The sequence below is a fragment of the Pseudomonas sp. NFACC51 genome (assembly GCF_900103575.1).
GTDB classification, from domain to species: domain Bacteria; phylum Pseudomonadota; class Gammaproteobacteria; order Pseudomonadales; family Pseudomonadaceae; genus Aquipseudomonas; species Aquipseudomonas fluorescens_Q.
This window is the reverse complement of record NZ_FMXH01000018.1, coordinates 114,180-138,078: the sequence shown is the minus strand read 5'-3', so window position 1 is coordinate 138,078 and position 23,899 is coordinate 114,180. Positions and strand designations below refer to the sequence as shown.

General features: G+C 62.1%; 25 protein-coding genes and 1 pseudogene. 17 read left to right on the top strand and 9 right to left on the bottom strand.

The window, feature by feature from the left end; translation table 11 throughout:
• Nucleotides 1-71 precede the first annotated feature (71 nt).
• From BLT00_RS27360 to BLT00_RS27350, 3 genes are all read right to left on the bottom strand, one after another.
• Nucleotides 72-686 carry a LysE family translocator gene (locus BLT00_RS27360; RefSeq protein WP_014337373.1) on the bottom strand — a complete coding sequence of 205 codons (615 nt, stop codon included), beginning with the start codon at nucleotides 684-686 and terminating at the stop codon, nucleotides 72-74.
• A 102-nt stretch (nucleotides 687-788) separates the two neighbouring features.
• Nucleotides 789-1,055, bottom strand: a complete 267-nt coding sequence (locus tag BLT00_RS27355; RefSeq protein ID WP_092147440.1) for a hypothetical protein — start codon at nucleotides 1,053-1,055, stop codon at nucleotides 789-791.
• A 116-nt stretch (nucleotides 1,056-1,171) separates the two neighbouring features.
• Nucleotides 1,172-1,537 carry an antibiotic biosynthesis monooxygenase gene (locus tag BLT00_RS27350; RefSeq protein WP_092147437.1) on the bottom strand — a complete coding sequence of 122 codons (366 nt, stop codon included), beginning with the start codon at nucleotides 1,535-1,537 and terminating at the stop codon, nucleotides 1,172-1,174.
• A gap of 96 nt (nucleotides 1,538-1,633) precedes the next feature.
• Between BLT00_RS27350 and soxR the strand changes: the two genes are divergently transcribed.
• The 10 genes from soxR to BLT00_RS27300 all read left to right on the top strand — a co-directional run bounded on the left by soxR (nucleotide 1,634) and on the right by BLT00_RS27300 (nucleotide 9,044).
• Nucleotides 1,634-2,086, top strand: coding sequence for a redox-sensitive transcriptional activator SoxR (gene soxR, locus BLT00_RS27345; protein ID WP_063325015.1), 453 nt, complete (start codon nucleotides 1,634-1,636; stop codon nucleotides 2,084-2,086).
• 107 nt (nucleotides 2,087-2,193) lie between these two features.
• The gene (locus BLT00_RS27340) at nucleotides 2,194-2,655 is read left to right on the top strand and encodes a VOC family protein (RefSeq protein ID WP_063325014.1); all 462 of its coding nucleotides are present in this window, start codon (nucleotides 2,194-2,196) and stop codon (nucleotides 2,653-2,655) included.
• 233 nt (nucleotides 2,656-2,888) lie between these two features.
• Nucleotides 2,889-4,103 carry a PepSY-associated TM helix domain-containing protein gene (locus BLT00_RS27335; protein WP_092147434.1) on the top strand — a complete coding sequence of 405 codons (1,215 nt, stop codon included), beginning with the start codon at nucleotides 2,889-2,891 and terminating at the stop codon, nucleotides 4,101-4,103.
• Nucleotides 4,100-4,642 (top strand): thiamine pyrophosphate-binding protein, encoded by a 543-nt coding sequence (locus BLT00_RS27330; protein WP_092147431.1) that lies wholly within the window; start codon nucleotides 4,100-4,102, stop codon nucleotides 4,640-4,642. The genes BLT00_RS27335 and BLT00_RS27330 overlap by 4 nt, the downstream gene beginning before the upstream one ends.
• On the top strand, nucleotides 4,639-4,965 hold the full coding sequence (locus BLT00_RS27325) for a hypothetical protein (RefSeq protein WP_003204043.1): 327 nt from the start codon (nucleotides 4,639-4,641) through the stop codon (nucleotides 4,963-4,965). Before BLT00_RS27330 ends, BLT00_RS27325 begins: the two co-directional genes overlap by 4 nt.
• On the top strand, nucleotides 4,962-5,537 hold the full coding sequence (locus tag BLT00_RS27320) for a DUF6162 family protein (RefSeq protein ID WP_092147428.1): 576 nt from the start codon (nucleotides 4,962-4,964) through the stop codon (nucleotides 5,535-5,537). The genes BLT00_RS27325 and BLT00_RS27320 overlap by 4 nt, the downstream gene beginning before the upstream one ends.
• A gap of 35 nt (nucleotides 5,538-5,572) precedes the next feature.
• Nucleotides 5,573-6,502 (top strand): metal ABC transporter solute-binding protein, Zn/Mn family, encoded by a 930-nt coding sequence (locus BLT00_RS27315; RefSeq protein WP_092147425.1) that lies wholly within the window; start codon nucleotides 5,573-5,575, stop codon nucleotides 6,500-6,502.
• Entirely contained in the window at nucleotides 6,499-7,251 is a 753-nt protein-coding gene (locus BLT00_RS27310) for a metal ABC transporter ATP-binding protein (RefSeq protein ID WP_092147422.1), read from the top strand. The genes BLT00_RS27315 and BLT00_RS27310 overlap by 4 nt, the downstream gene beginning before the upstream one ends.
• Nucleotides 7,251-8,150, top strand: a complete 900-nt coding sequence (locus BLT00_RS27305) for a metal ABC transporter permease (protein WP_003204050.1) — start codon at nucleotides 7,251-7,253, stop codon at nucleotides 8,148-8,150. The genes BLT00_RS27310 and BLT00_RS27305 overlap by 1 nt, the downstream gene beginning before the upstream one ends.
• Nucleotides 8,151-9,044, top strand: coding sequence for a metal ABC transporter solute-binding protein, Zn/Mn family (locus BLT00_RS27300; protein WP_092147419.1), 894 nt, complete (start codon nucleotides 8,151-8,153; stop codon nucleotides 9,042-9,044). It begins immediately after the preceding gene.
• 110 nt (nucleotides 9,045-9,154) lie between these two features.
• Here the strand turns inward: BLT00_RS27300 and prpF are convergent, their stop codons facing one another.
• The 5 genes from prpF to BLT00_RS27275 form a co-directional block, all read right to left on the bottom strand.
• Nucleotides 9,155-10,348 carry a 2-methylaconitate cis-trans isomerase PrpF gene (prpF, locus tag BLT00_RS27295; RefSeq protein ID WP_092147416.1) on the bottom strand — a complete coding sequence of 398 codons (1,194 nt, stop codon included), beginning with the start codon at nucleotides 10,346-10,348 and terminating at the stop codon, nucleotides 9,155-9,157.
• A gap of 42 nt (nucleotides 10,349-10,390) precedes the next feature.
• Entirely contained in the window at nucleotides 10,391-12,982 is a 2,592-nt protein-coding gene (gene acnD, locus BLT00_RS27290; RefSeq protein WP_092147413.1) for a Fe/S-dependent 2-methylisocitrate dehydratase AcnD, read from the bottom strand.
• Between the two features lie 105 nt (nucleotides 12,983-13,087).
• Nucleotides 13,088-14,215 carry a bifunctional 2-methylcitrate synthase/citrate synthase gene (gene prpC / locus BLT00_RS27285; protein ID WP_092147410.1) on the bottom strand — a complete coding sequence of 376 codons (1,128 nt, stop codon included), beginning with the start codon at nucleotides 14,213-14,215 and terminating at the stop codon, nucleotides 13,088-13,090.
• A 41-nt stretch (nucleotides 14,216-14,256) separates the two neighbouring features.
• Nucleotides 14,257-15,141 (bottom strand): methylisocitrate lyase, encoded by an 885-nt coding sequence (gene prpB / locus BLT00_RS27280; protein WP_047228278.1) that lies wholly within the window; start codon nucleotides 15,139-15,141, stop codon nucleotides 14,257-14,259.
• On the bottom strand, nucleotides 15,138-15,848 hold the full coding sequence (locus BLT00_RS27275; RefSeq protein ID WP_092147405.1) for a GntR family transcriptional regulator: 711 nt from the start codon (nucleotides 15,846-15,848) through the stop codon (nucleotides 15,138-15,140). Before BLT00_RS27275 ends, prpB begins: the two co-directional genes overlap by 4 nt.
• A gap of 280 nt (nucleotides 15,849-16,128) precedes the next feature.
• On the opposite strand from BLT00_RS27275, the gene BLT00_RS27270 reads away from it, so the two are divergent.
• The 4 genes from BLT00_RS27270 to pabB all read left to right on the top strand — a co-directional run bounded on the left by BLT00_RS27270 (nucleotide 16,129) and on the right by pabB (nucleotide 20,818).
• A complete protein-coding gene (locus BLT00_RS27270) occupies nucleotides 16,129-16,665 on the top strand; it encodes a retropepsin-like aspartic peptidase RloA (RefSeq protein ID WP_072348736.1) in 537 nt (178 codons plus the stop codon).
• A gap of 5 nt (nucleotides 16,666-16,670) precedes the next feature.
• Nucleotides 16,671-18,203 (top strand): osmotic stress tolerance membrane protein RloB, encoded by a 1,533-nt coding sequence (locus tag BLT00_RS27265; RefSeq protein ID WP_092147402.1) that lies wholly within the window; start codon nucleotides 16,671-16,673, stop codon nucleotides 18,201-18,203.
• A complete protein-coding gene (locus BLT00_RS27260; RefSeq protein WP_013693958.1) occupies nucleotides 18,203-19,189 on the top strand; it encodes an alpha-L-glutamate ligase-like protein in 987 nt (328 codons plus the stop codon). Before BLT00_RS27265 ends, BLT00_RS27260 begins: the two co-directional genes overlap by 1 nt.
• A gap of 285 nt (nucleotides 19,190-19,474) precedes the next feature.
• Complete coding sequence (gene pabB, locus BLT00_RS27250) at nucleotides 19,475-20,818, top strand: aminodeoxychorismate synthase component I (protein ID WP_063325002.1); 1,344 nt, start codon at nucleotides 19,475-19,477, stop codon at nucleotides 20,816-20,818.
• A 142-nt stretch (nucleotides 20,819-20,960) separates the two neighbouring features.
• Here the strand turns inward: pabB and thrH are convergent, their stop codons facing one another.
• Entirely contained in the window at nucleotides 20,961-21,578 is a 618-nt protein-coding gene (thrH, locus tag BLT00_RS27245) for a bifunctional phosphoserine phosphatase/homoserine phosphotransferase ThrH (RefSeq protein WP_092147396.1), read from the bottom strand.
• A gap of 174 nt (nucleotides 21,579-21,752) precedes the next feature.
• Between thrH and BLT00_RS27240 the strand changes: the two genes are divergently transcribed.
• The 3 genes and pseudogenes from BLT00_RS27240 to BLT00_RS27230 all read left to right on the top strand — a co-directional run bounded on the left by BLT00_RS27240 (nucleotide 21,753) and on the right by BLT00_RS27230 (nucleotide 23,885).
• The gene (locus tag BLT00_RS27240) at nucleotides 21,753-22,496 is read left to right on the top strand and encodes a phosphoadenylyl-sulfate reductase (RefSeq protein ID WP_063325000.1); all 744 of its coding nucleotides are present in this window, start codon (nucleotides 21,753-21,755) and stop codon (nucleotides 22,494-22,496) included.
• 319 nt (nucleotides 22,497-22,815) lie between these two features.
• Nucleotides 22,816-23,096 (top strand): annotated as a pseudogene (locus BLT00_RS27235) (cytosine permease); the annotation flags it as partial.
• Between the two features lie 60 nt (nucleotides 23,097-23,156).
• Complete coding sequence (locus BLT00_RS27230) at nucleotides 23,157-23,885, top strand: aspartate/glutamate racemase family protein (protein ID WP_092147393.1); 729 nt, start codon at nucleotides 23,157-23,159, stop codon at nucleotides 23,883-23,885.
• Nucleotides 23,886-23,899: the final 14 nt, after the last annotated feature.

Here is a 23,899-nt window from a genome sequence, read left to right as displayed (position 1 = left end):
ACTTCGTTTAAAAGTGCGTAGGAACGCTCCTGAACAGCGAGCTTAGCAGGCATCGCGGCGAAGCTCAGCCCTCAACTGATGCTTTCGAGCAACAATGGATACAGCGAAGCGACCAACAGCAGCGCCATGCCCCAGTTGAACAGGCGCAACCAGCGACGATCACGCAACAGGTTGCGCAACAGGCTGCCGCACACCACCCACAGACTCACGCTTGGCAGGTTGATCAGGGCAAACACCGCCGCGATCACCAACACGTTAAAGAAATAACCCTGAAGTGGCGTGTACGTACTGATGGCACCGATGGCCATGATCCAGGCCTTGGGATTGACCCATTGGAACGCCGCCGCGCCCCAGTAGCTGATCGGCGTATTGTCTCCCGGCTGGCTTTCCGAAACCGGACCGGAGTGGGCGATTTTCCACGCCAGGTACAACAGATACGCCGCGCCGATGTAGCGCAGCGCGGTATAAAGTAGTGGATAAGTCTGGAACACCGCGCCCAGGCCAAGGCCCACCGCCAGCACCAGGGAAAAGAAGCCGCAGGTAATACCCAGCATGTGAGGAATGGTGCGGTTGAAACCGAAATTGACACCCGAGGCCAACAACATGGTGTTGTTAGGGCCAGGCGTGATCGAGGTCACCAGGGCAAACAGGGCGAAGCCCAGCAGCAGGTCAAGCGAAAGGGTCATTTCAAGGCAGTCCATCAGGGCGGTCAGTCAAGTCACGACCCTACCCCACGCCTTGGCGCAAACCCACGGACAGTTGGGCAAAACTTTAAGCGGTACAGTCCCTCAACTTGACCGGCCTGGCTGTTGCACGACCCGCTCGGCACTCATCTGGCCCTGATCGTCGAAACCCACGTTTTTCTGCGACGAACCGAGTAACTCGGCTTTTTTCGCGTGGTACTCATCGAACGAGAGGCCGCGGCGATTCAGGGCCTCAAGCGCCAGTTCGCGGGTCTCGTCGGCGGTGTAGGGGCGCAGCTCCGGGGAAGAACTGGCGCAACCGCCCAGGAGGGTGGCGGTCAACAGCAGCAAAACAGCAAGGGTACGGTTCATGGCAAGTGTCCGGTGTTCTGGAGTTGGGCGATGAACAAAGGCTACCCGCCAGCCCTGCGCGGCAGAAATCAACCCTCTCGATAGTGGCTATTGCCTTTGCGGATCAGCCGCTGCACTCAGTCGACCAACTGGCAATGCAACGCGTTGTCCAGACTGCGCTCGATGTTGTGCAGCACTTGGAACGAGCCAAACGTCACGGCTTTGGCTCGATGAGCCTGGATCAGCCACCAGAAATCCCGCTCGCCCGTTTCGAAGCTTTGAAGCGCCGCCTCGCCTGCCTCGCGGGTTTGCCACTGCAAATAGTTGAGCACCCGCCGACCATCCTCGCTGGCCTGGATACTGGCACTCAGGAACCCCGAGTGGTCCCGAGCCAGGCGCTCGGTTTGTTCCGACAAGGCGGTTACCAGCGCCTGCTGCCATTGCGGTTCGATATCGAATTCCATCAACTGGGTGAAACTGCGGTTGTTCCTTGGTGATTGCATGAAAGGTCCCCTCTGCACGTAAGGCGGATCTTGCGACCCGAACGCGTGCAGGGTAAAACCTAAAGTTAACTTTAGGTCAAGCAGCGAATCGAAGCGATGACGCAGATCGATATCCACAAGGAACTCACCGTCGGCCAGGTGGCCGCCCGCAGCGGCGTGGCGGTCACGGCCCTGCACTTCTATGAATCCAAGGGGCTGATCAAAAGCACGCGCAACCAGGGCAACCAACGTCGCTACTCACGGGCAGTATTGCGCCGCGTGGCGCTGATCAAGGTTGCCCAGCGCCTGGGCATTCCTTTGGCGGAAATCGGCGAGGCGTTGAAAAGCCTGCCGGACAACCGTGCGCCAACGGCCGCCGACTGGCAGACCTTGTCGGCGCAGTGGAGCCGGGACCTGGACGAGCGCATCAACCAATTGGTGGCGCTGCGTGATCGACTCAACGGCTGCATCGGCTGCGGATGCCTGTCGATGGAGGCTTGCCCGCTGCGCAATCAGGGCGACGTGCTGGGCAAACACGGGCCAGGGGCTCACCTGCTGGAGCAGCCGTGAAGCGTTCGTCGGGACATGAGCCCGTCCACGGCGGCTGACCTATAGTGGATGGGCGCAAAACCGACGAAGACTCTCTTCGCCCCCCCATAACAACAAGGAGAACCGTCATGGGTGTCAAAGCCATTCCCGAAGGTTTCCATAACATCACGCCCTACCTGGGCATTCAAAAAGCTGCCGAAGCCATCGACTTCTACAAAAAAGCCTTCAATGCCACCGAGGTCATGCGCTTGGCCATGCCCGACGGAGGCATCGGGCATGCCGAACTGCGGATCAACGGGTTTGCGATCATGCTCGGCACGCCTTGCGACCAAGGCCCACTGAGCAACCCGGACAAATCGCCATCGGTCGGCCTGCATTTATATGTCGAGGACGTGGACAGCGCATTTGCTCAGGCCATTGCGGCTGGTGGCACAGTGATTTCAGAGGTCAAGGACCAGTTTTACGGCGATCGTACCGGCACCTTGAAAGATCCCTATGGGCATCTGTGGTTCCTGGCGACGCACAAGGAAGATCTGAGCCAGGAACAGATCGAGCAACGGGCCAGGGAGATGTTCCAACAACAAGGCTGACGTGTTCTAAGGCCAACCGACTGTGGCGAGGAAGCCTGCTCCTTCGCCACACGTCGTGAACATTTGAACGCGAAACATTTTCTTTCATCTTCTCCTTCAGGATTTCACTCGCTCGTTCGTCTTAATTAGATGCAGCAGGCCGCGTCGGCAAAAGCCACGGCCGGCCTTTCAGGGTTCAGGGGTATTGCGAAGCCCGTAATACCGAGCCTTTCATCGAATCAAGACGTTCAATCATGTCGAAGAAGTCCCGCTCCAAACTCTGGTTCCTGGTTCATAGCTGGCTGGCCCTGCCCATCTGGTTTTTCGTGCTCATCGTTTGCGTGACCGGCACCCTCGCGGTGGTCAGCCAGGAGATCGTCTGGTTGGTCAACCCCGACATGCGCGCCAGCAAGCCCTCGGACGATGCCCCGCTGCTCAGCTATGACCAGGTGATCGCTGCGATCAAGCACGCCCAGCCGCAGACCCAGGTGCAAAGCATCGCGCGTCCGGACGAGTCACATTTTGCACTGGAGGCCAAGGTAACCTATCCCGACGGGCGCCCCGACACGGTCTACGTCAATCCGTACAGCGGCGTCATCCAGGGCTCGGCACCGGCGTTCAATTTCAGGGGCTTCACCCGCGCGCTGCACGGATGGTGGTTGGTGCCGTTCACCAACGGCTACAGCTGGGGCTGGTACCTGGTGTCGCTCCTGGGGCTACCGTTGCTGGCGTCCCTGGTGACCGGGCTGGTGGTCTACAAGCGCTTCTGGAAAGGCTTTTTCCGTCCAACCTTGCGTATCCGCCACGGTGCCCGCATTTTCTGGGGCGACTTCCACCGGCTCAGCGGTATCTGGTCGATCTGGTTCATCGCGGTCATCTCCGTCACCGGCACCTGGTTCCTGATCGAAGCCTTGCTGTCCGACAACCAGATATCCATTTCCAGCGAGCCGGTCATCCCGGTGGTGGCCCGTGAAAGCGTTCCGCTGTCAGCCGATGGTCTTGCTCCGCCGCAACTGAACCTGGACCGGGCCATTGAAATCGCCCAGCAACGCATCCCGGGCCTGGAAGCGAGTTTCGTCAGCCTGCCCGGCAATGCCTACAGCCATCTGGAAGTCGGTGGCCGTGGTTGGTACCCGCTGATGTACCAGACCGCCACCATCAATCCCTACAACGGTGACGTCGCCGCCTCACGGCTGCTGTCCGACCGCACGACGCTGGAATTCGTCACCGAATCCATGCGCCCGTTGCACACCGGCGACTTTGGCGGCCTGTGGATCAAGCTCATCTGGTTTTTCTTCGGTTTGGTCCTGAGCATGATGGTTCTCAGCGGGCTGCTGATCTGGACCAAACGCACGGCCCTGGCCACCGCCAATGCCCTCAAGCGTAGCCAGAAACCCTCCCGTGAAACCCGCATCGCGCAAGCATTGCAGCCGTCGGTCCGCCGTGAGTCGTCGGAGGGCAGCCTGTGAATCCGTCCAATACCACTTCATCACCGTCACGCCTGAGCCTGTTCTGGCATAGATGGCGCTTCCACCTCAACGTGCTGTTGCTGCTGATCCCCCTGGGGTTCATGCCCAAATATTTATCCGAAGCCGCACTGTTTCGTGGGGACGCCGGGCTTGGCGAGCGGGAAGTCGGCGAAGTCCAGATCGGCCCCTGGAGCCTGCGTCTGGCGGAGTTTCGCAACGAAGCACCACGCGTCCAGGGACCTGCCGGCCCCATGAAGCACTTCAACGCAGCCCTGTGCGAACGCTGTATCGGTCAGGTCAAGGCCACCTACCTGCGTGTCGGCAAACCTCGCAGTCTAAGGGCCGCCGGGGTGATTTTCTTCGGCTCGCCCTATCGCATGAGCGCCTTGTTGCCGGTCCCGCCCAAGACCCAGCCCGATGCCGAACTGTGGATAACCCTCGAGGGTTGGGACGGTTCGATGCACCAGGCCTCCATTCCCCTGAGCCAGGCCTCCCCCGCCACCATCGCCTGGCTGAAGAACCAAGGACCCAAACCATGACCCTCCGCGCCTTATCCAACGGCCTGGCGTTGCTGTTCTGCGCAGGCGCAAGCACCAGCGCCCTGGCCCACAACCCGATGTGCGAATGCAAGGCCATCGACGCCGAGCAGATCCAATGCACCGGGGGTTTTTCCGACGGCAGCGGCGCACCCGGAGTGACCCTGGACGTGATCGGCTATGACGAGACCATCCTCGTCCCGGGCAAGCTCGGCGCCGATTCGAAGCTGACTTTCAAGAAGCCGGACGCAGAGTTCTACGTGCTCTTCGACGCCGGCCCCGGCCACGTTGTGGAAATCGACCAAGCCGACATCGAGGCCCCATGACCCACACCACCACTCAAGTCATCCGCCCCGCGGGCGCGGGCCATGAAACCCTGTATGTGTTGCTGCTGTGCCTGATCATCGTGGTGGTCGCCGGGTCTATGGTGGCCTGGCATGGCAAAGCCGAAGACACCACGCACCTGGCCTCGAACCAACTCGACGCCCGTCGCGACCTCAGCGCCGCCGAGCAGGGTATCTACGCCGACCTGCGGGTGACCCTGGATGAAATCCGCTTGCTGCGCGAAGACCAACCCGCCCTGCCCGACCCGCAAACCTTGGCTGAAGAAGGCTTCGCGCCGTTCGCCCAGGACGCCAGCGCTGTCAGCCGGGGCGGCCACGCCTGGCAGCAACTGAAAGACCAGGCCTACTTCGGCGCCAGTGCCAACTCTTCCGTCGCAGGTTCGTTTCTGATGCGCATCGGCGAAGCATCCGACGCAGCCCCGGACATCTGGCTCAACCGCAGCAATGGCCTCGCGACACCTGCTGCGCTGGACGACGCCGCTTTGTCCGCCGCCGGCTGGCAACAGATCGTCGCGCAATTCGATGCCGGCGTAACCCGCCAGCACCGGCACTGACCCCACGCCTTCATTCGAGAGAAGACCGTTTGCCCATGCCTATTGCATCCCAACGCCGCCCCTTGCTGCGCCTGCTGCTGATCGGCCTGCTGGCCTGCCTGTTCACCTCGCCGGTGAGCGCCGAAACAGCCAAGCGTCTGCGCATCGGCATCACCCTGCACCCTTATTACAGCTATGTGAGCAACATCGTCGGCGACAAGGCCGAGGTCGTGCCGCTGATCCCGGCCGGTTTCAACCCCCATGCCTATGAACCACGGGCCGAGGACATCAAGCGCATCAGCGGCCTCAACGTGATCGTGCTCAACGGCGTGGGTCACGATGACTTCGCCGACCGCATGATCGCCGCCAGCGAAACCCCGAACGTGAAAGTAATCGAGGCCAATGAAAACGTGCCCCTGCTGGCTGCCACCGGCACGGCGGCTCGTGGCGCGGGGAAGGTCGTGAATCCACATACTTTCCTGTCCATCAGCGCCTCCATCGCTCAGGTCAATAACATCGCCCGAGAGCTGGGCAAGCTCGACCCGGACAACGCCAAGGCCTACACCCAGAACGCCCGCGCCTACGGCAAGCGCCTGCGGCAGATGCGCGCCGCGGCCCTGGCGAAGCTGACCCAGGCCCCCAACGCCGAGTTGCGGGTCGCCACGGTGCATGCCGCCTACGACTACCTGTTGCGCGAATTCGGCCTGGAAGTGACCGCTGTGGTCGAGCCGGCCCATGGCATCGAACCAAGCCCCAGCCAATTGAAGAAAACCATCGACCAACTGCGCGAGCTGGACGTGAAGGTGATCTTCTCGGAGATGGATTTCCCGTCCACCTACGTCGACACCATCCAGCGTGAATCGGGCGTGAAGCTGTACCCGCTCTCACATATTTCCTACGGCGACTACAGCCCCGAGAAGTACGAAAAGGAAATGGCCGGCAACCTCGACACCGTGGTCCGGGCCATCCAGGAGTCTGGCGCATGACCGTCCAGGAAACCCTCACTCTGCGACACGTCGGCCCCTTGATCGAGTTCGCCGATGTCAGCCTGAACCTGGGCCGCACCACCATTCTCGACCGCGTGGCGTTTCAGGTGGAACCCGGTAGCATCCATGCCTTGGTGGGCCCCAATGGCGGCGGCAAGAGTTCGCTGATCAAGACCTTGCTCGGGCAGATGCCACACCAGGGACGCTTGAGCCTGCAATGGCTAGGCGAGCCCGGGGTGATCGGCTACGTGCCCCAGGCGCTGGAGTTCGACCGGGGCCTGCCCATGACGGTGGACGACTTCATGGCGGCGATGTGTCAGCGGCGACCGGCTTTTCTCGGCTTGAGCAAGCACTACGCTGGGGCCATTGGCCAGGCCCTGGAGCGGGTCGGCATGCAGGACAAGCGCAAGCGGCGCATGGGCGCGCTGTCCGGTGGTGAGCGCCAGCGAGTGTTGCTGGCCCAGGGGCTGATTCCCTCGCCGCAACTGCTGGTACTGGATGAACCGATGTCGGCCCTGGATGAGGCCGGTATCCAGGTATTCGAGCAATTGCTGCAGGACTGGCGCCAAGCCGGAATCACCGTGCTGTGGATCGAACATGACCTGGAAGCCGTCGGGCGCCTGGCCGACCGTGTCACCGGCCTGAACCGCCGGGTGCTGTTTGACGGACCGCCCCGCCAGACCCTGACGCCAGAACGCCTGCTGACGCTGTTTTCCACCCATCCGCGCACGAACGGGAGCGCTGCCTGATGAGTTATGAAGCCTTTCGTCTGATGGTTCAGGGCTGGGCCTCGTCCGGTTACCTGCCCGAGGCGCTGGCCTACGGGTTCGTGGTCAATGCGTTGCTGGCCGGGTTGTTGATCGGCCCGGTGCTGGGCGGTCTCGGCACGCTGGTAGTGGTCAAGCGCTTCGCGTTTTTCTCCGAGGCGGTGGGCCATGCGGCGCTGACCGGCGTGGCCATCGGCATCCTGCTCGGCGAACCCTACACCGGCCCTTACGGCAGCCTGTTCGGCTACTGCCTGCTGTTCGGCATCCTGCTCAATTACCTGCGCAACCGCACCGGCCTGGCGCCGGACACGCTGATCGGCGTATTCCTGTCAGTGTCCCTGGCCCTGGGCGCCAGCCTGCTGTTGATCCTGGCGGGCAAGATCAATGTGCACATCCTGGAAAACGTACTGTTCGGCTCGGTGCTGACGGTCAATGGCAATGACCTGCTGGTGCTGGCGGTGGTCGGCTCGCTGGTGATGGCCCTGGCCTTGCCGCTGTACAACCGCATCATGCTCGCCAGCTTCAACCCGCAACTGGCGGCAGTGCGCGGGGTGGCGGTCAAGACACTGGACTACCTGTTCGTGATCCTGGTGACGCTGATCACCGTGGCAGCAGTGAAAGTCATCGGCGCCATTCTGGTGGGCGCGTTGCTGGTGATTCCGGCTGCGGCGGCTCGCCTGCTCAGCCAATCATTGAAAGGCTTTTTCTGGTGTTCAGTGCTGATCGCCACCGCCAGCACCTTGTGCGGGATCCTCGCGCCGATTGTGTTCGACCTGCCGATCCCATCCGGTGCCGCGATCATCCTGGTGGCCGGCATCGCCTTCGCCCTGAGCGCCATCGCCCGCGGTGTCGTCCCCAGCCTCAAAGGGAATCTTGGATAAATGGTTTTTTCATTGCGACAACTGAGCCTGGCCGTCGCGTTATGCGGCGTGGCCATCACCTCGTCATTCGCCGGCGAAAAGGTTCGTCTGCTGGCATCGCTGCCAGTCACCTATGGATTGGGGGAAGCCTTGCTCAAGGGCACCGAGGTCAGCCTGGAGCGGGCCGCGCCCGCCAATCTGCCCGGCACCCGGCAGAGCGCCTACTTCAGCGGCCGTGGCGCGCCGGCCTTGAGCAAACTGGCCAGCGCTGCTGACGGGGTCATCGGCCTGCGCTCGCTGTGGCCGGACGATCCGCTGTACCCCATGGCCCGACGCAGCAATATTCGCATCGTCGAAGTCGATGCCGCGCGCCCGGTGGACGGTGCCCTGCCCGGTATCGCCGTGCAACCGGGCATGGCCGACGGCCTGGCGAGCCAACCGTGGATGGCCAGTCATAACCTGGGGCGCATGGCCGACGTGATCGCCGCCGATCTGGTGCGCCTGGCCCCGGCGGACAAACCGAAGATCGACGCCAACCTGGCGGCCCTGAAGCAGCGCCTGCTCAAACTCAGCGCCGATAGCGAAAAACGCCTCGCCAGCGCCGACAACCTGAGCGTGGTCAGCCTGAGCGAGCATTTCGGCTACCTGATCAGCGGGCTCAACCTGGACGCCATCAGCACCGATACCCGGCCCGACGCCGACTGGACAGCCGAAACTCTCAAGCAATTGACCGCGACCTTGAAAGACAACGACGTGGCGCTGGTGCTGCACCATCGCCAGCCTTCGGAGGCGCTGAAAGCCGCCATCACCGAGGGTGGCAGCCAGTTGTTGGTGCTCAGCACCGATGGGACCGATCCGGTGACGGAGCTGGAAAGCAATATGGGGCTGGTCGTTACCGCGCTGACGGAAGGCTGACGGCCGTCCCCTGTGGGAGCGAGCCTACTCGCGATGAGGCCAGCACATCCAACATCGATGTTGGCTGACACACCGCCATCGCGAGCAAGCTCGCTCACAGCTTTTTCGACTCAGCTCAAGACATCCCCCGGCACCCGCACAAACCCTTCCATCAACACCCGTGCGCTGCGGCTCATGATGGCTTTTTTTACGGTCCATTCGCCGTTGACCTGGCTGGCCTCGGCGCCGACGCGAAGAGTGCCGGACGGGTGGCCAAAACGCACCGCGTTGCGCTCGACGCCGCCGGCCGCGAGGTTGACCACGGTGCCGGAAATAGCAGCGGCCGTGCCAATGGCAACCGCCGCCGTGCCCATCATGGCGTGGTGCAGCTTGCCCATGGACAGTGCCCGCACCAATAGGTCAACGTCCCCGGCCGCGACGGCTTTTCCGCTGGAGGAAACGTAGTCCGCCGGCGGCGCGACGAACGCCACTTTCGGTGTGTGCTGGCGCTGGGCGGCTTCGTCCAGGTGCTTGATCAAGCCCATGCGCAGAGCGCCATGAGCGCGAATGGTTTCGAACATGGCCAATGCCTTGGGATCGCCGTTGATGGCGCCCTGCAACTCGGTGCCGATGTAGCCGACGTCCCGGGCATTGATGAAAATCGTCGGGATCCCCGCGTTGATCAGCGTCGCCTTGAAGGTGCCAACACCGGGCACTTCCAAGTCGTCCACCAGATTGCCGGTGGGAAACATCGAGCCACCACCGCCCTCTTCCTCGGCCGCCGGGTCCATGAATTCCAGTTGCACTTCGGCCGCCGGAAAGGTCACGCCGTCGAGTTCGAAGTCCCCGGTTTCCTGCACCGCGCCGTCCGTGATCGGCACATGGGCGATGATGGTCTTGCCGATGTTGGCCTGCCAGATCCGCACCACGGCCACGCCGTTCTGTGGGACGCGACCAGCGTCCACCAAACCACTGCTGATAGCGAATGAACCGACCGCTGCCGACAGGTTGCCGCAATTGCCGCTCCAGTCCACGAACGGCTTGTCGATGGACACCTGGCCGAACAGGTAATCGACGTCGTGGTCGGCTCGGGTGCTCTTGGACAGGATCACAGTCTTGCTGGTGCTGGACGTCGCGCCGCCCATGCCGTCGATCTGCTTCTCGTACGGGTCGGGGCTGCCGATTACCCGCAGCAACAGGGCATCCCGGGCGGTGCCTGGGACACGGGCCGCTTCGGGCAGGTCTTGCAGACTGAAGAACACGCCTTTGCTGGTGCCGCCACGCATATAGGTAGCGGGAATTCTGATTTGCGGTGCGTGAGCCATGATGCTCCTCAAGCGGACACTCCGGGTGTCCGCAGTTGTGATTTAGACGGCAACCGCCGATTCAAGGAAGTCCTGGGCAAAGCGTTGCAGCACGCCCCCGGCTTCATAGATCGACACTTCTTCAGCGGTATCGAGGCGGCAGGTCACCGGCACTTCGACGCGCTCGCCGTTCTTGCGCGTGATGACCAACGTCAGCGTCGCACGCGGGGTGCGCTCGCCGATCACGTCATAGACCTCGCTGCCGTCGATGCCCAGGGTCTTGCGATCGGTACCGGGCTTGAACTCCAGCGGCAACACGCCCATGCCCACCAGGTTGGTGCGGTGGATTCGCTCGAAACCCTCGGCGGCGATCGCCTCGACACCGGCCAGGCGCACGCCCTTGGCCGCCCAGTCCCGGGACGAGCCCTGGCCGTAGTCGGCGCCGGCAATGATGATCAGCGGCTGCTTGCGCTCCATGTAGGTCTCGATGGCTTCCCACATGCGCATCACCTTGCCTTCCGGCTCGACCCGGGCCAGGGAGCCCTGCTTGACCTTGCCGTTTTCCTGGACCATTTCGTTGAACAGTTTCGGGTTGGCGAAGGTGGCGCGTTGCGCGGTCAGGTGGTCGCCGCGGTGGGTCGCGTAGGAGTTGAAGTCCTCTTCCGGCAGGCCCATTTTCGCCAGGTATTCACCGGCGGCGCTGTCCAGCATGATGGCGTTGGACGGCGACAGGTGATCGGTGGTGATGTTGTCCGGCAACACCGCCAGCGGGCGCATGCCCTTGAGCGGCCGCGCACCGGCCAGCGCGCCTTCCCAATATGGCGGACGACGGATGTAGGTGCTTTGTGGGCGCCAGTCGTACAGCGGCGTCACTTTCGGCCCGGTGTCTTCCTGGATGGCGAACATCGGGATGTACACCTGGCGGAACTGCTCCGGTTTCACCGAGGCCTTGACCACCGCATCGACTTCTTCGTCGCTCGGCCAGATGTCCTTGAGGCGGATTTCGCGACCGTCCACCACGCCCAGCACATCTTTTTCGATGTCGAAGCGGATGGTCCCGGCGATGGCATACGCGACCACCAGCGGTGGCGAGGCGAGGAATGCCTGCTTGGCGTACGGATGGATACGTCCGTCGAAGTTGCGGTTGCCCGACAACACGGCGGTGGCGTACAGGTCGCGGTCGATGATTTCCTGTTGGATCACCGGGTCCAGCGCGCCGGACATGCCGTTGCAGGTGGTGCAGGCGAACGCCACCACGCCGAAGCCCAGTTGCTCCAGCTCTTTGGTCAGGCCCGCTTCATCCAGGTACAGCGCCACGGTTTTCGAACCCGGTGCCAGGGACGACTTGACCCATGGCTTGCGGGTCAGCCCGAGTTTGTTGGCGTTGCGCGCCAAGAGGCCGGCGGCGATCACGTTGCGCGGGTTGCTGGTGTTGGTGCAGCTGGTGATGGCGGCGATGATCACCGCGCCGTCGGGCATTTGCCCCGGCACATCGTCCCACTGCCCGGAAATGCCTTTGGCGGCCAGGTCCGACACCGCGACGCGGGCGTGGGGGTTGCTCGGGCCGGCCATGTTGCGCACCACCGACGACAGGTCGAAGGTCAGGCCACGCTCGTATTGCGCGCCCTTGAGCTTGTCGGCCCACAGGCCTGCCTGCTTGGCGTAGGTCTCGACCAGTCGCACCTGGTCGTCTTCACGGCCAGTGAGCTTCAGGTAATCGATGGTTTGTTGGTCGATGTAGAACATCGCCGCCGTCGCACCGTATTCCGGGGCCATGTTGGAAATGGTCGCGCGGTCGCCCAAGGTCAGGGCACTGGCGCCTTCGCCGAAAAACTCCAGCCAGGCACCGACGACTTTTTGCTTGCGCAGGAATTCGGTCAGCGCCAGCACCATGTCGGTGGCGGTGATACCCGGTTGCAGCTTGCCAGTCAGCTCGACGCCGATGATTTCCGGCAGGCGCATCCACGAGGCGCGCCCGAGCATGACGCTTTCGGCTTCCAGGCCACCGACGCCGATGGCAATCACGCCCAGGGCATCGACGTGGGGGGTGTGGCTGTCGGTGCCGACGCAGGTGTCGGGGAACGCCACGCCATCACGTTGCTGGATCACCGGGGACATTTTTTCCAGGTTGATCTGGTGCATGATCCCGTTGCCCGGCGGAATCACGTCGACGTTCTTGAAGGCCTTCTTGGTCCAGTTGATGAAGTGGAAGCGGTCTTCGTTGCGCCGGTCTTCGATGGCGCGGTTCTTGGCGAAGGCTTGCGGGTCGGAACCACCACTTTCCACCGCCAGGGAGTGGTCGACGATCAGTTGGGTCGGTACCACCGGGTTGACCTGCGCCGGGTCACCGCCCTGCAAGGCGATGGCGTCGCGCAGGCCGGCCAGGTCCACCAGCGCGGTTTGGCCGAGGATGTCGTGGCACACCACGCGCGCCGGGAACCACGGGAAGTCCAGGTCGCGCTTGCGCTCGATCAGTTGCAGCAGCGACTCGCGCAGCGTGGCCGGGTCGCAGCGACGCACCAGGTTCTCCGCCAGCACGCGGGAGGTGTACGGCAGGCCGTCGTAGGCGCCGGGGCGGATGGCATCCACCGCCTCGCGAACGTCGAAATAATCCAGCGAAGTGCCGGGCAGCGGTTTGCGAAATTCTGTGTTCATCGTCAGGACTCGGTCACGGTGGTTTCAGAAAGGCGCTTGCCACGACCATGATCGTTCCCACGCTCTGCGTGGAAACGATCATGGTAATAGCGCGGACCCTCCAGCTCAGCGTTGTTCGATTGGCACGAACTTGCGCTGTTCGACGCCGGTGTATTCGGCGCTCGGTCGGATGATGCGGTTGTTGGCGCGTTGTTCGAACACGTGGGCGGCCCAGCCGGTCAGGCGCGAGCAGACGAAGATCGGCGTGAACAGCTTGGTCGGGATGCCCATGAAGTGGTACGCCGAGGCATGGTAGAAATCGGCGTTGGGGAACAGCTTCTTCTGCTCCCACATGGTCTTGTCGATGGCTTCGGACACCGGGAACAGCACCGTGTCGCCCACTTCATCGGCGAGTTTTTTCGACCAGCCCTTGATCACCTCGTTGCGCGGGTCGTTGTCCTTATAGATCGCGTGGCCGAAACCCATGATCTTGTCCTTGCGCGCGAGCATGCCGAGGGTGCCTTCGATGGCCTCCTGCGGTGAGCTGAAGCGCTCGATCATTTCCATCGCCGCTTCGTTGGCACCGCCATGCAACGGGCCACGCAGCGAACCGATGGCGGCGGTGATGCAGGAGAATAGGTCCGACAGCGTGGAGGCGCAGACCCGGGCGGTGAAGGTCGAGGCGTTGAATTCGTGCTCGGCGTAGAGGATCAGCGAGACATTCATCACCTTGACGTGCAGCTCGCTCGGCTTCTTGCCGTGCAGCAAATGCAGGAAGTGGCCGCCGATGGACACCTCGTCGGTCACGCATTCGATGCGCTGGCCTTGATGGCTGAAGCGATACCAGTAGCACATGATCGCCGGGAACGCGGCCAGCAGGCGATCGGTCTTGTCATGTTGCTGGGAAAAATCCTGCTCGGGTTCCAGGTTGCCCAGGAACGAGCAGCCGGTGCGCATCACGTCCATCGGGTGGGCGTCGGCGGGAATGCGCTCCAGCACTTCCTTCAAGGCTTGTGGCAGATCGCGCAACTGGCGCAGTTTAGCGGTGTAGGCGTCCAACTGGGCCTGAGTCGGCAGTTCGCCGTACAGCAGCAGGTAGGCCACCTCTTCAAATTGCGCATCTGCCGCCAGGTCGCGAACATCGTAGCCGCGATAGGTCAGGCCGGCACCCGATTGGCCCACGGTGGACAATGCGGTTTGCCCGGCCACCTGGCCACGGAGCCCGGCGCCACTGAGTACTTTTGCTTCGGCCATTTGCTGTCTCCATTTTCTTGAAATTGTGGGGGAGTCGCGCCTTACTTCTTCGCCGCGAACAACGCATCGAGCTTCTGCTCGAAGGTGTGGTAGTCGATGCGATCGTAAAGCTCCATGCGGGTCTGCATGGTGTCGATGACATTCTGTTGCGTGCCGTCGCGGCGGATCGCGGTGTAGACGTTCTCGGCCGCCTTGTTCATGGCCCGGAAGGCCGACAGCGGGTACAGCACCAGGGACACGTCGGCACCGGCCAGCTGTTCGGTGGTGTACAGCGGGGTCGCGCCGAATTCAGTGATGTTGGCCAGGATCGGCGCTTTCACGCGGCTGGCGAACAGCTTGTACATCTCAAGCTCGGTGATGGCTTCGGGGAAAATCATGTCGGCACCGGCCTCGATGCACGCGGCGGCGCGGTCCAGGGCCGACTCCAAGCCTTCCACCGCCAAGGCATCGGTACGGGCCATGATCACGAAACTGTCATCGGTACGGGCATCGACGGCGGCCTTGATGCGGTCGACCATCTCTTGCTGGGAGACGATTTCCTTGTTCGGACGATGGCCGCAACGCTTGGCGCCGACCTGGTCTTCGATATGAATCGCCGCGGCGCCGAACTTGATCATCGACTTGACCGTACGCGCCACGTTGAATGCCGAGGAACCGAAGCCGGTGTCCACGTCCACCAGCAGCGGCAGGTCGCACACGTCGGTGATACGCCGTACGTCGGTCAGCACGTCATCCAGGCCAGTGATGCCTAAGTCCGGCACGCCGAGGGAGCCGGCCGCCACGCCGCCGCCGGACAGGTAGATCGCCTTGAAACCGGCGCGTTTGGCCAGCAGCGCGTGGTTGGCGTTGATGGTGCCCACCACTTGCAGCGGATGCTCATTGGCGACCGCATCGCGAAAACGCTGGCCTGGAGTGCTGTTGCTCATGACTCACCTCGTTCAGTGGCGCTGTCCTGGAAATGACGCGCGATGTTGCGTTTGGAAGCGCCGATGTGCCGGCGCATCAGTAATTCAGCCAGTTCGCCGTCGCGATCGACGATGGCGTCCAGAATCCGATGGTGCTCGGCAAAGGCCTGGCGCGGACGGTTGGGCGTGGTGGAAAACTGGATGCGGTACATGCGCACCAGTTGGTACAGCTCGCCGCAAAGCATTTGCGTCAGGGTGCGATTGCCGCTGCCCTGGATGATCCGGTAATGGAAGTCGAAATCGCCTTCCTGCTGGTAATAACCGACACCGGCCTGGAACGCCGCATCGCGCTCGTGGGTTTCCAGCACCCGGCGCAGCTCGTCGATTTCTTCCAGGGTCATGCGCTCGGCCGCCAGGCGGCAGGCCATACCTTCGAGGGACTCGCGGATTTCGTAGAGTTCCAGCAGCTCGGCATGGCTCAGCGACACCACCCGGGCACCGACGTGAGGCACCCGCACCAGCAGGCGCTGGCCTTCCAGGCGATGAATAGCCTCGCGCAGCGGCCCGCGGCTGATGCCGTAGGTGCGCGCCAGCTCGGGCTCGGAGATCTTGCTGCCGGGGGCGATCTCACCTTTGACGATGGCGGCCTGGATACGTCGGAAGACGTTCTCGGAAAGCGTCTCCGAATCGTCTTGGGCCACCACCGGGGTTTCGAGCTGATCGAGCATATTGTCGACACCTTGCAAATCAATATGGCAAAAACTAACCAATAGCGGCGTTAACGTCAAAGCAAAAATCAATATTGTCGACAATCGTCTAATAAGCTCACCCGCCATAACCGCTCGTTTGAATGCGTCGTAGCGTCCGGCCAGCGGTGGCGTCAGAAAACCACCGTGCTAGAATGCCGCGCGATTTGCCGCTCTCCTTTTATAGGGAAGGCTGCCCAGGGAGCTTGTGCAGTAATGCCAGGGCCTGAACCGATAAACGGAACGCTGCGCACCAGGATCTATGACACTCAAGCCCTTCACCGCTGCTCTTTATTTCATGTGCCTGCCGGGGCTTGCCGTGGCGGGTGAAAAAACCGTGTACGGCCTCAACGAATACGCCGCCCTGCAGGGCATCGACCTGGAAGTCGCCGCCAAGCTCGACACCGGCGCCAAGACCGCCTCTCTCAGCGCCCGGGACATCAAGCGCTTCAAACGCAATGGCGAATCCTGGGTGCGGTTTTACCTGGCCATCGACGCGGCCCACTCGCACCCCATCGAACGTCCGCTGGCCCGGGTCAGCAAGATCAAGCGCCGCGCCGGTGACTACGACCCGGACGAAGGCAAGAAATACACGGCCCGGCCGGTCATCGAACTGGACATCTGCATGGGCTCGGCCCTGCGCAGCATCGAAGTGAACCTGACCGACCGCAGCGCCTTCCAATACCCGTTGCTGATCGGTTCCGAGGCGCTCAAGCGCTTCGATGCGCTGGTCGACCCCAGTCTTAAATACGCTGCCGGCAAACCCGCCTGCGCCAATGCCGCTCAAACCGCAGAGTAATTCCAATGCGCTCCCTTACCCTCCATCTGAAAATGCTGATCGCCATCCTGGTGGTGCTGGGCCTGTCGGTGACGGCCTATCAGATTTTCGTGCTCGGCATCCCGGTCACCGAAGACGCCACCGACGACTTGTGGAACATCGACGCCAAGGTCGAGTTCGTGCCCAACGCCAAGGATCCGGTGAAGATCCAGATGTTCGTGCCGCCCCTGAGCCGCGACTACGTCAGCCTCAACGAAAGCTTCATCTCCAACAATTACGGGGTGGCGGTGAACCGGGTCGACGGTAACCGCAAGGTGACGTGGTCGGCCCGTCGGGCCAAGGGCAACCAGACCCTGTATTACCGCCTGGTGCTGACCAAGCGCTACAGTGCCGAGAAAACCAAGGTCAAGGGCCCGACCTTCCGCGACAGCATCGCCGTCGAAGGCCCGGAGAAACTGGCCGCCGAAGCCCTGCTCGCGCCGATCCGCCAGCATTCGGCCGACGTCGAGACGTTCATCAGCGAAGCGATCAAGCGGGTCAACAACCTCAACGACGACAACGTCAAGCTGTTGCTGGCCGGCGACCCGTCCTCGGCCAACAAGGCGCGCATCGTCGAACTGGTGCTGTCCATCGCCCACGTGCCGGTGGAAAAGGTCCACACCATTCGCCTGGTGGCCGAGCAGCCGCAGACACCTGAACTGTGGCTGCGCAGCTTCAACGGCACCGACTGGCTGTATTTCAACCCGGACACCGGCGAACAGGGCCTGCCCACCGACCGCCTGCTGTGGTGGACCGGCGATGAAAACCTGATCACCGTCGATGGCGGCAAGAAAGCCACCGTCACCTTCAGCATGAACAACAGCGAAATGAACGCCATTCGCCTGGCCAAGCTGACGGACGAGAACACCGACGCCAACTTCCTCGAATATTCGCTCTACGGCCTGCCGCTGCAGACCCAGCAAACCTTCATGATCATGGTGATGATCCCGATCGGCGTGCTGGTGATCCTGATCCTGCGCAACCTGATCGGCCTGCAGACCCTGGGGACCTTCACCCCGGTGCTGATCGCCCTGGCCTTCCGTGAAACCCAGTTGGGCTTCGGCATCATTCTGTTTACGGTGATCACCACGCTGGGCCTGTCGCTGCGTTCGTACCTGGAGCACCTCAAGCTGCAGATGCTGCCAAGGCTCTCGGTGGTGCTGACGTTCGTGGTGGTGCTGATCGCCGCCATCAGCCTGCTCAGCCATAAGCTGGGCCTGGAGCGCGGCTTGTCGGTAGCGTTGTTCCCGATGGTGATCCTGACCATGACCATCGAGCGCCTGTCCATCACCTGGGAAGAGCGCGGCGCCGGCCACGCGATGAAAGTCGCCATCGGCACCTTGTTCGCCGCGTCCCTGGCGCACCTGATCATGAGCGTGCCGGAACTGGTGTACTTCGTGTTCACCTTCCCGGCGATCCTGCTGATCCTGGTGGGCTTCATGCTGGCCATGGGACGTTATCGCGGCTACCGCCTGACCGAGCTGGTGCGGTTCAAGGCCTTCCTCAAGGCAGACTCCTGATGTTCGGCTTCTGGAAGACCTGGAAGGCCCTGGAAGCCCGGGGCATCATGGGCATCAACCGGCGTAACGCCGATTACGTGCTCAAGTACAACAAGCGCAGCCTGTACCCCATCGTCGATGACAAGATCATCACCAAGGAACGGGCCATTGCCGCCGGCATTCATGTGCCGGAGCTGTACGGGGTGATCTCCACCGAAAAGGAAATCGACAAGCTCGACGAGATCATCGGCGGGCGCACCGACTTCGTGATCAAGCCGGCCCAGGGCGCTGGCGGCGACGGCATCATCGTCATCGCCGACCGCTTCGAAGGCCGTTACCGCACGGTGTCCGGCAAGATCATCAGCCATGAGGAAATCGAGCACCATGTCTCCAGCATCCTCACCGGCCTGTATTCCTTGGGCGGGCACCGTGACCGGGCGTTGATCGAGTACCGCGTGACGCCGGACCAGATCTTCAAGAGCATCAGCTACGAAGGCGTGCCGGACATCCGCATCATCGTGCTGATGGGCTATCCGGTGATGGCCATGCTCCGGCTGCCAACCCGGCAGTCCGGCGGCAAGGCCAACCTGCACCAGGGCGCCATCGGTGTGGGCGTCGACCTCGCCACGGGCCTGACCCTGCGCGGCACCTGGCTGAACAACATCATCACCAAACACCCCGACACCACCAACGCGGTGGACGGCGTGCAACTGCCCTACTGGGACGGTTTCATGAAACTGGCCGCCGGTTGCTATGAACTGTGCGGGCTGGGCTACATCGGCGTCGACATGGTGCTGGACCAGGAAAAAGGCCCGTTGATCCTGGAACTGAACGCCCGGCCAGGCCTGAACATCCAGATCGCCAACGACTGCGGCCTGACCTTGCGCACCCACGCAGTGGAAGCCCACCTGGAAGAACTCAAGGCCCGCGGCGTTACCGAAACCGTGGAAGAGCGCGTAGCGTTTGCCCAGGCGTTGTTTGGGCATATTCCGCCGGTTGAAGGCTGAGGGCTGAAACTGAGGTTTGAAGTTTGCCCCTGTGGCGAGGGAGCTTGCTCCCGCTGGGGTGCGAAGCGCCCCCAAACCCGGCACCACGGTGCATCAGGCTGACCGCGTTCAACTGCCTGGGGGTTGCTGCGCAACCCAGCGGGAGCAAGCTCCCTCGCCACAAGGTGTTCACACCCGAATATTTTCGACAGCCACTGACGTGCTCATCTCCGACATCCCCCTAGGAGCAAATCCTACAGGGGATTACAATCGCTCCCCCGCCTGAACGGCTGATCCGCCCCGCCCATGCCAACCTGCTCCGTATACCCGCTGCCCTACCACGCCAACCCCGCCGAGTACTTCGCGGCGATCCGTCATGCCCCCGGTAGCGTGCTGCTCGACAGTGGCCGGCCGAGTGCGGAACGCGGGCGTTACGACTTGCTCAGTGCCTGGCCGCTGGAACAACTGGCCGTGTTGCCCGACGAGAGCGGTAGCGATTTCCTGCAACGCCTGCGCATTCAGCTGACGCAGCTAGGTGACGCGGAACTACCGACCACAGTGCAATTGCCCTTTGCTGGCGGCGTGATCGGCTACTTGAGCTATGACTTTGGCCGACACCTCGAAACCTTGCCTTCCCACGCCAAGGACGACCTGCAACTGCCCGACGCGCGTTTTGGCGTGTACGACTGGGCGCTGGTCAGCGATCACCAGGCCGGCACCAGCCAATTGGTCTTCCACCCTCATTGTGGCGAAGACGAACGCCAGCGCCTGATCGCGCTGTTCAGCCAACCGACTGCGGCATCGGTTGGCGTCTTCAGCCTCGAAGGACCGATGACCCCCGACCTCAGCGCCGAAGCCTATCGACAGGCGTTCGAACGCATCCAGGCGTATATCCAGGCCGGCGACTGCTATCAGGTCAACTTTGCCCAACGCTTTCGCGCGCCCTGCCAGGGCGACGCTTGGGCCGCTTACCAAGCGCTGCGGGCGGCGTGCCCAACACCATTTTCCGGCTTCCAGAGCCTGCCCGATGGCGGCGCCGTGCTGAGCCTGTCCCCCGAACGCTTCGTCAAGGTCAGCGAAGGCCAGGTGGAAACCCGGCCGATCAAGGGCACCCGGCCCCGCGGCACAACCCCCAGCGAAGACGCGGCCCACGCCGCCGAGCTGCTGGCCAGCCCCAAGGACCGGGCGGAAAACCTGATGATTGTCGACCTGCTGCGCAACGACCTGGGCCGCACCTGCCGCATCGGCTCGGTGCGGGTGCCGGAGCTGTTCAGCCTGGAAAGCTACCCGAATGTGCATCACCTGGTCAGCAGCGTGACCGGCGAACTGGCTGTGGATAAGGACGCCTTGGACCTGATCGCCGGCAGCTTCCCCGGCGGCTCGATCACCGGCGCGCCAAAAATCCGTGCCATGCAAATCATCGACGAACTCGAACCGACCCGACGCGGCCTGTATTGCGGCTCGTTGCTGTACCTGGACGTGCGCGGGGAAATGGACAGCTCCATCGCCATCCGCAGTTTGCTGGTCAAGGATGGACAGGTGTGCTGCTGGGGCGGCGGCGGGATTGTCGCGGATTCGGATTGGCAGGCGGAGTATCAGGAGTCGATTACCAAGGTGAAAGTGCTGCTGGAAACCTTGCAGAATCTCTGAACAACTCCTAGGCCTCACTGATCGTTCCCACGCTCCGCGTGGGAATGCCGCCCCTTGGACGCTCTGCGTCCGCTTGTGACGCAGAGCGTCACTAGATGCATTCCCACGCGGAGCGTGGGAACGATCAACAACACGCTCTGGTTTACAAGCTGAGATTGCGGTTCGAGGCCTTGAGGAATTCCTGCTTCAACTCGGCAAACGTGTGCACCGCCGGGAATTGCGGGAATTCACGGATCACGTTCTCAGGCGCATGGAACAGAATCCCTGCATCGGCTTCGCCCAGCATCGTGGTGTCGTTGTAGGAATCCCCCGCCGCAATCACCCGGTAGTACAGGCTCTTGAAAGCCAGGACCGACTGGCGCTTGGGATCTTTCTGACGCAACTGGTAGCCGGTCACCCGCCCGCTGTCATCGGTAATCAAGCGATGGCAGAGCAATGTCGGGAAGCCCAACTGGCGCATCAACGGCTGGGAAAACTCATAGAACGTGTCGGACAGAATCACCACCTGGAAGCGCTCGCGCAGCCAGTCGACGAATTCGATGGCGCCGTCCAGCGGCTGGAGGGTGGCAATGACTTCCTGGATGTCGGAAAGCTTGAGGCCGTGTTCATCGAGGATGCGCAACCGTTGCTTCATCAGCACGTCGTAGTCGGGAATGTCCCGAGTGGTTGCCCTGAGGGAGTCAATCCCGGTTTTTTCAGCGAAGGCGATCCAGATCTCCGGGACCAGCACACCTTCCAGGTCGAGACAGGCAATTTCCACAAGACACTCCCATTTTTTCTGATGTTTATCGATTGAGCGAACAAAAGGCCTGCCGACTCTAGCCATTCGTCGAAGCCTGCGCAACGCACAGGAGCGCGCCAGCCCCGACAGCTTTTGTTACCATCAGCCCCATATAGAGCGCCCAGCGCCACCGACCTGTAGGAAACCGCCCTGATGAGCCCATCGTTCGACGTCGTGGAACTCGCCACGACCTATGCCAACAAGTCCCCCCAGGACATCCTCAAGCTGGCCTTCGCCGAGTTCGGCGACGACCTGTGGATATCGTTCAGTGGCGCCGAAGACGTGGTGCTGGTGGACATGGCCTGGAAACTGAACAAGAACGTCAAGGTGTTCAGCCTCGACACCGGTCGCCTGCACCCGGAAACTTATCGTTTCATCGATCAGGTACGCGAGCACTACAAGATCGACATCGAGCTGGTTTCGCCGGACTACACGAAACTTGAACCCTTCGTGAAGGAAAAAGGCCTGTTCAGCTTCTACAAGGACGGTCACGGCGAGTGCTGCGGCATCCGCAAGATCGAGCCCCTGCGACGCAAACTGACCGATGTCCGCGCCTGGGCCACCGGCCAGCGCCGTGACCAGAGCCCCGGCACCCGCAGCCAGGTGGCGGTGTTGGAAATCGACACGGCGTTTTCCACCCCGGAGCGCACCCTGTACAAGTTCAACCCCCTGTCGCAGATGACCAGCGAAGAAGTCTGGGGCTACATCCGCATGCTCGAGCTGCCTTACAACAGCCTGCATGAACGCGGCTTCATCAGCATCGGCTGCGAACCCTGCACCCGCCCGGTGCTGCCAAACCAGCACGAGCGCGAAGGCCGTTGGTGGTGGGAAGAAGCCACGCAGAAAGAATGCGGGCTGCACGCCGGGAACATCATCGCCAAATCCAAGACCGTCTAAGCGTCCGCCGTCCTCTGCACACAAAAATGCCACTACATGTGGCATTTTTGTGTGCACCGATTTACGTTCCCGCCCCCAAAAGTTACACACACCTTCCCGCCTCGCCAGCCGTTCCAACTCCCACTGACGTTCGCCAAAAAATAAATACCTGTTTAAACGGTCAATTTTAAATATCGGTATTTCAGTTAGTTATTCAAAGATCATAACGAAACGAAATTAGCGCTTCTTCGAACAGATCCGTAAGCGGCATGGATCTGGCTTGATTTGAAATGTATTTTGTATACAGCCTGCATAGAACATATACACACTTTAGATCCGCAAGCCTGGCCGCATCAACGTGCCGCAACTGTACAGCGAGGAGCAAACGGGGCGTATTTCTACAGCAACGGGGTCAACCTTCGCGCGATGGCGGCGTTCATTCCGGCGGCGCTGATCGCGATTATCCTGGCGTGGGTGCCTGGTTTTGACAGCGTTTCGCCATTTTCCTGGCTGATTGGCGCTTCGATTGCAGGGCTGCTGTACCTGATCATTGCCAAGCGCCAACCGTATTACGAGGACGTCAGCGGTGAATCCATCGCGGTGGATAACGTTCATCATTGATCCCTCAAACGGCCCGGCCGGTACGGGTCGCTTACTTTCATGCATCAAGGAGGACAGTTCATGCGAATTCTCGTGGTCAACGTCAACACCACCGAATCCATCACCCAGGCCATCGCCCGCCAGGCCCAGGCCGTGGCCGCGCCGGGCACCGAAATCGTCGGGCTCACGCCGCATTTCGGTGCCGATTCCATCGAGGGCAATTTTGAAAGTTACCTGGCGGCCATTGCGGTGATGGACCGGGTGATGTCCTACGACGAGCCGTTCGACGCGGTGATCCAGGCCGGCTACGGCGAGCATGGCCGCGAAGGTCTGCAAGAACTGCTGAACGTGCCCGTGGTGGACATCACCGATGCCGGCGCCAGTACCGCCATGTTCCTCGGCCACGCTTATTCGGTGGTCACCACCCTGGACCGCACCGTGCCGCTGATCGAAGACCGGCTCAAGCTGTCCGGCCTGTTCGACCGCTGCGCCTCGGTACGGGCCAGTGGTTTGGCGGTGCTGGAGCTTGAGCAGGACCCGCAACGGGCGATTGATGCCATCGTGCAACAGGCGGAACTGGCAGTGAGCCAGGACAAGGCCGAAGTGATCTGCCTGGGCTGCGGCGGCATGGCCGGGCTCGACGAGCAGATCCGCCAGCGCACCGGCGTGCCGGTGGTCGATGGCGTGACGGCGGCGGTGACCATTGCTGAATCGCTGGTGCGGCTGGGGTTGTCGACGTCGAAAGTGCGCACCTACGCGACGCCTCGGCCCAAGACCATCATTGGCTGGCCGGGGCGGTTTGGGCGGTGAGTTCACAGGCTTGG

Coding starts and splice junctions, on each gene's coding strand:
- prpF (WP_092147416.1), bottom strand. CDS start 10,348: ATGGCTCACGCACCGCAAATCAGAATTCCCGCTACCTATATGCGTGGC.
- BLT00_RS27260 (WP_013693958.1), top strand. CDS start 18,203: ATGTTCGGCTTCTGGAAGACCTGGAAGGCCCTGGAAGCCCGGGGCATC.
- BLT00_RS27320 (WP_092147428.1), top strand. CDS start 4,962: ATGACCCACACCACCACTCAAGTCATCCGCCCCGCGGGCGCGGGCCAT.
- BLT00_RS27350 (WP_092147437.1), bottom strand. CDS start 1,537: ATGCAATCACCAAGGAACAACCGCAGTTTCACCCAGTTGATGGAATTC.
- BLT00_RS27305 (WP_003204050.1), top strand. CDS start 7,251: ATGAGTTATGAAGCCTTTCGTCTGATGGTTCAGGGCTGGGCCTCGTCC.
- BLT00_RS27275 (WP_092147405.1), bottom strand. CDS start 15,848: ATGCTCGATCAGCTCGAAACCCCGGTGGTGGCCCAAGACGATTCGGAG.
- BLT00_RS27315 (WP_092147425.1), top strand. CDS start 5,573: ATGCCTATTGCATCCCAACGCCGCCCCTTGCTGCGCCTGCTGCTGATC.
- BLT00_RS27300 (WP_092147419.1), top strand. CDS start 8,151: ATGGTTTTTTCATTGCGACAACTGAGCCTGGCCGTCGCGTTATGCGGC.
- BLT00_RS27335 (WP_092147434.1), top strand. CDS start 2,889: ATGTCGAAGAAGTCCCGCTCCAAACTCTGGTTCCTGGTTCATAGCTGG.
- pabB (WP_063325002.1), top strand. CDS start 19,475: ATGCCAACCTGCTCCGTATACCCGCTGCCCTACCACGCCAACCCCGCC.
- BLT00_RS27240 (WP_063325000.1), top strand. CDS start 21,753: ATGAGCCCATCGTTCGACGTCGTGGAACTCGCCACGACCTATGCCAAC.
- BLT00_RS27265 (WP_092147402.1), top strand. CDS start 16,671: ATGCGCTCCCTTACCCTCCATCTGAAAATGCTGATCGCCATCCTGGTG.
- BLT00_RS27340 (WP_063325014.1), top strand. CDS start 2,194: ATGGGTGTCAAAGCCATTCCCGAAGGTTTCCATAACATCACGCCCTAC.
- prpC (WP_092147410.1), bottom strand. CDS start 14,215: ATGGCCGAAGCAAAAGTACTCAGTGGCGCCGGGCTCCGTGGCCAGGTG.
- BLT00_RS27270 (WP_072348736.1), top strand. CDS start 16,129: ATGACACTCAAGCCCTTCACCGCTGCTCTTTATTTCATGTGCCTGCCG.
- BLT00_RS27310 (WP_092147422.1), top strand. CDS start 6,499: ATGACCGTCCAGGAAACCCTCACTCTGCGACACGTCGGCCCCTTGATC.
- acnD (WP_092147413.1), bottom strand. CDS start 12,982: ATGAACACAGAATTTCGCAAACCGCTGCCCGGCACTTCGCTGGATTAT.
- soxR (WP_063325015.1), top strand. CDS start 1,634: ATGACGCAGATCGATATCCACAAGGAACTCACCGTCGGCCAGGTGGCC.
- BLT00_RS27360 (WP_014337373.1), bottom strand. CDS start 686: ATGACCCTTTCGCTTGACCTGCTGCTGGGCTTCGCCCTGTTTGCCCTG.
- BLT00_RS27355 (WP_092147440.1), bottom strand. CDS start 1,055: ATGAACCGTACCCTTGCTGTTTTGCTGCTGTTGACCGCCACCCTCCTG.
- BLT00_RS27325 (WP_003204043.1), top strand. CDS start 4,639: ATGACCCTCCGCGCCTTATCCAACGGCCTGGCGTTGCTGTTCTGCGCA.
- prpB (WP_047228278.1), bottom strand. CDS start 15,141: ATGAGCAACAGCACTCCAGGCCAGCGTTTTCGCGATGCGGTCGCCAAT.
- BLT00_RS27230 (WP_092147393.1), top strand. CDS start 23,157: ATGCGAATTCTCGTGGTCAACGTCAACACCACCGAATCCATCACCCAG.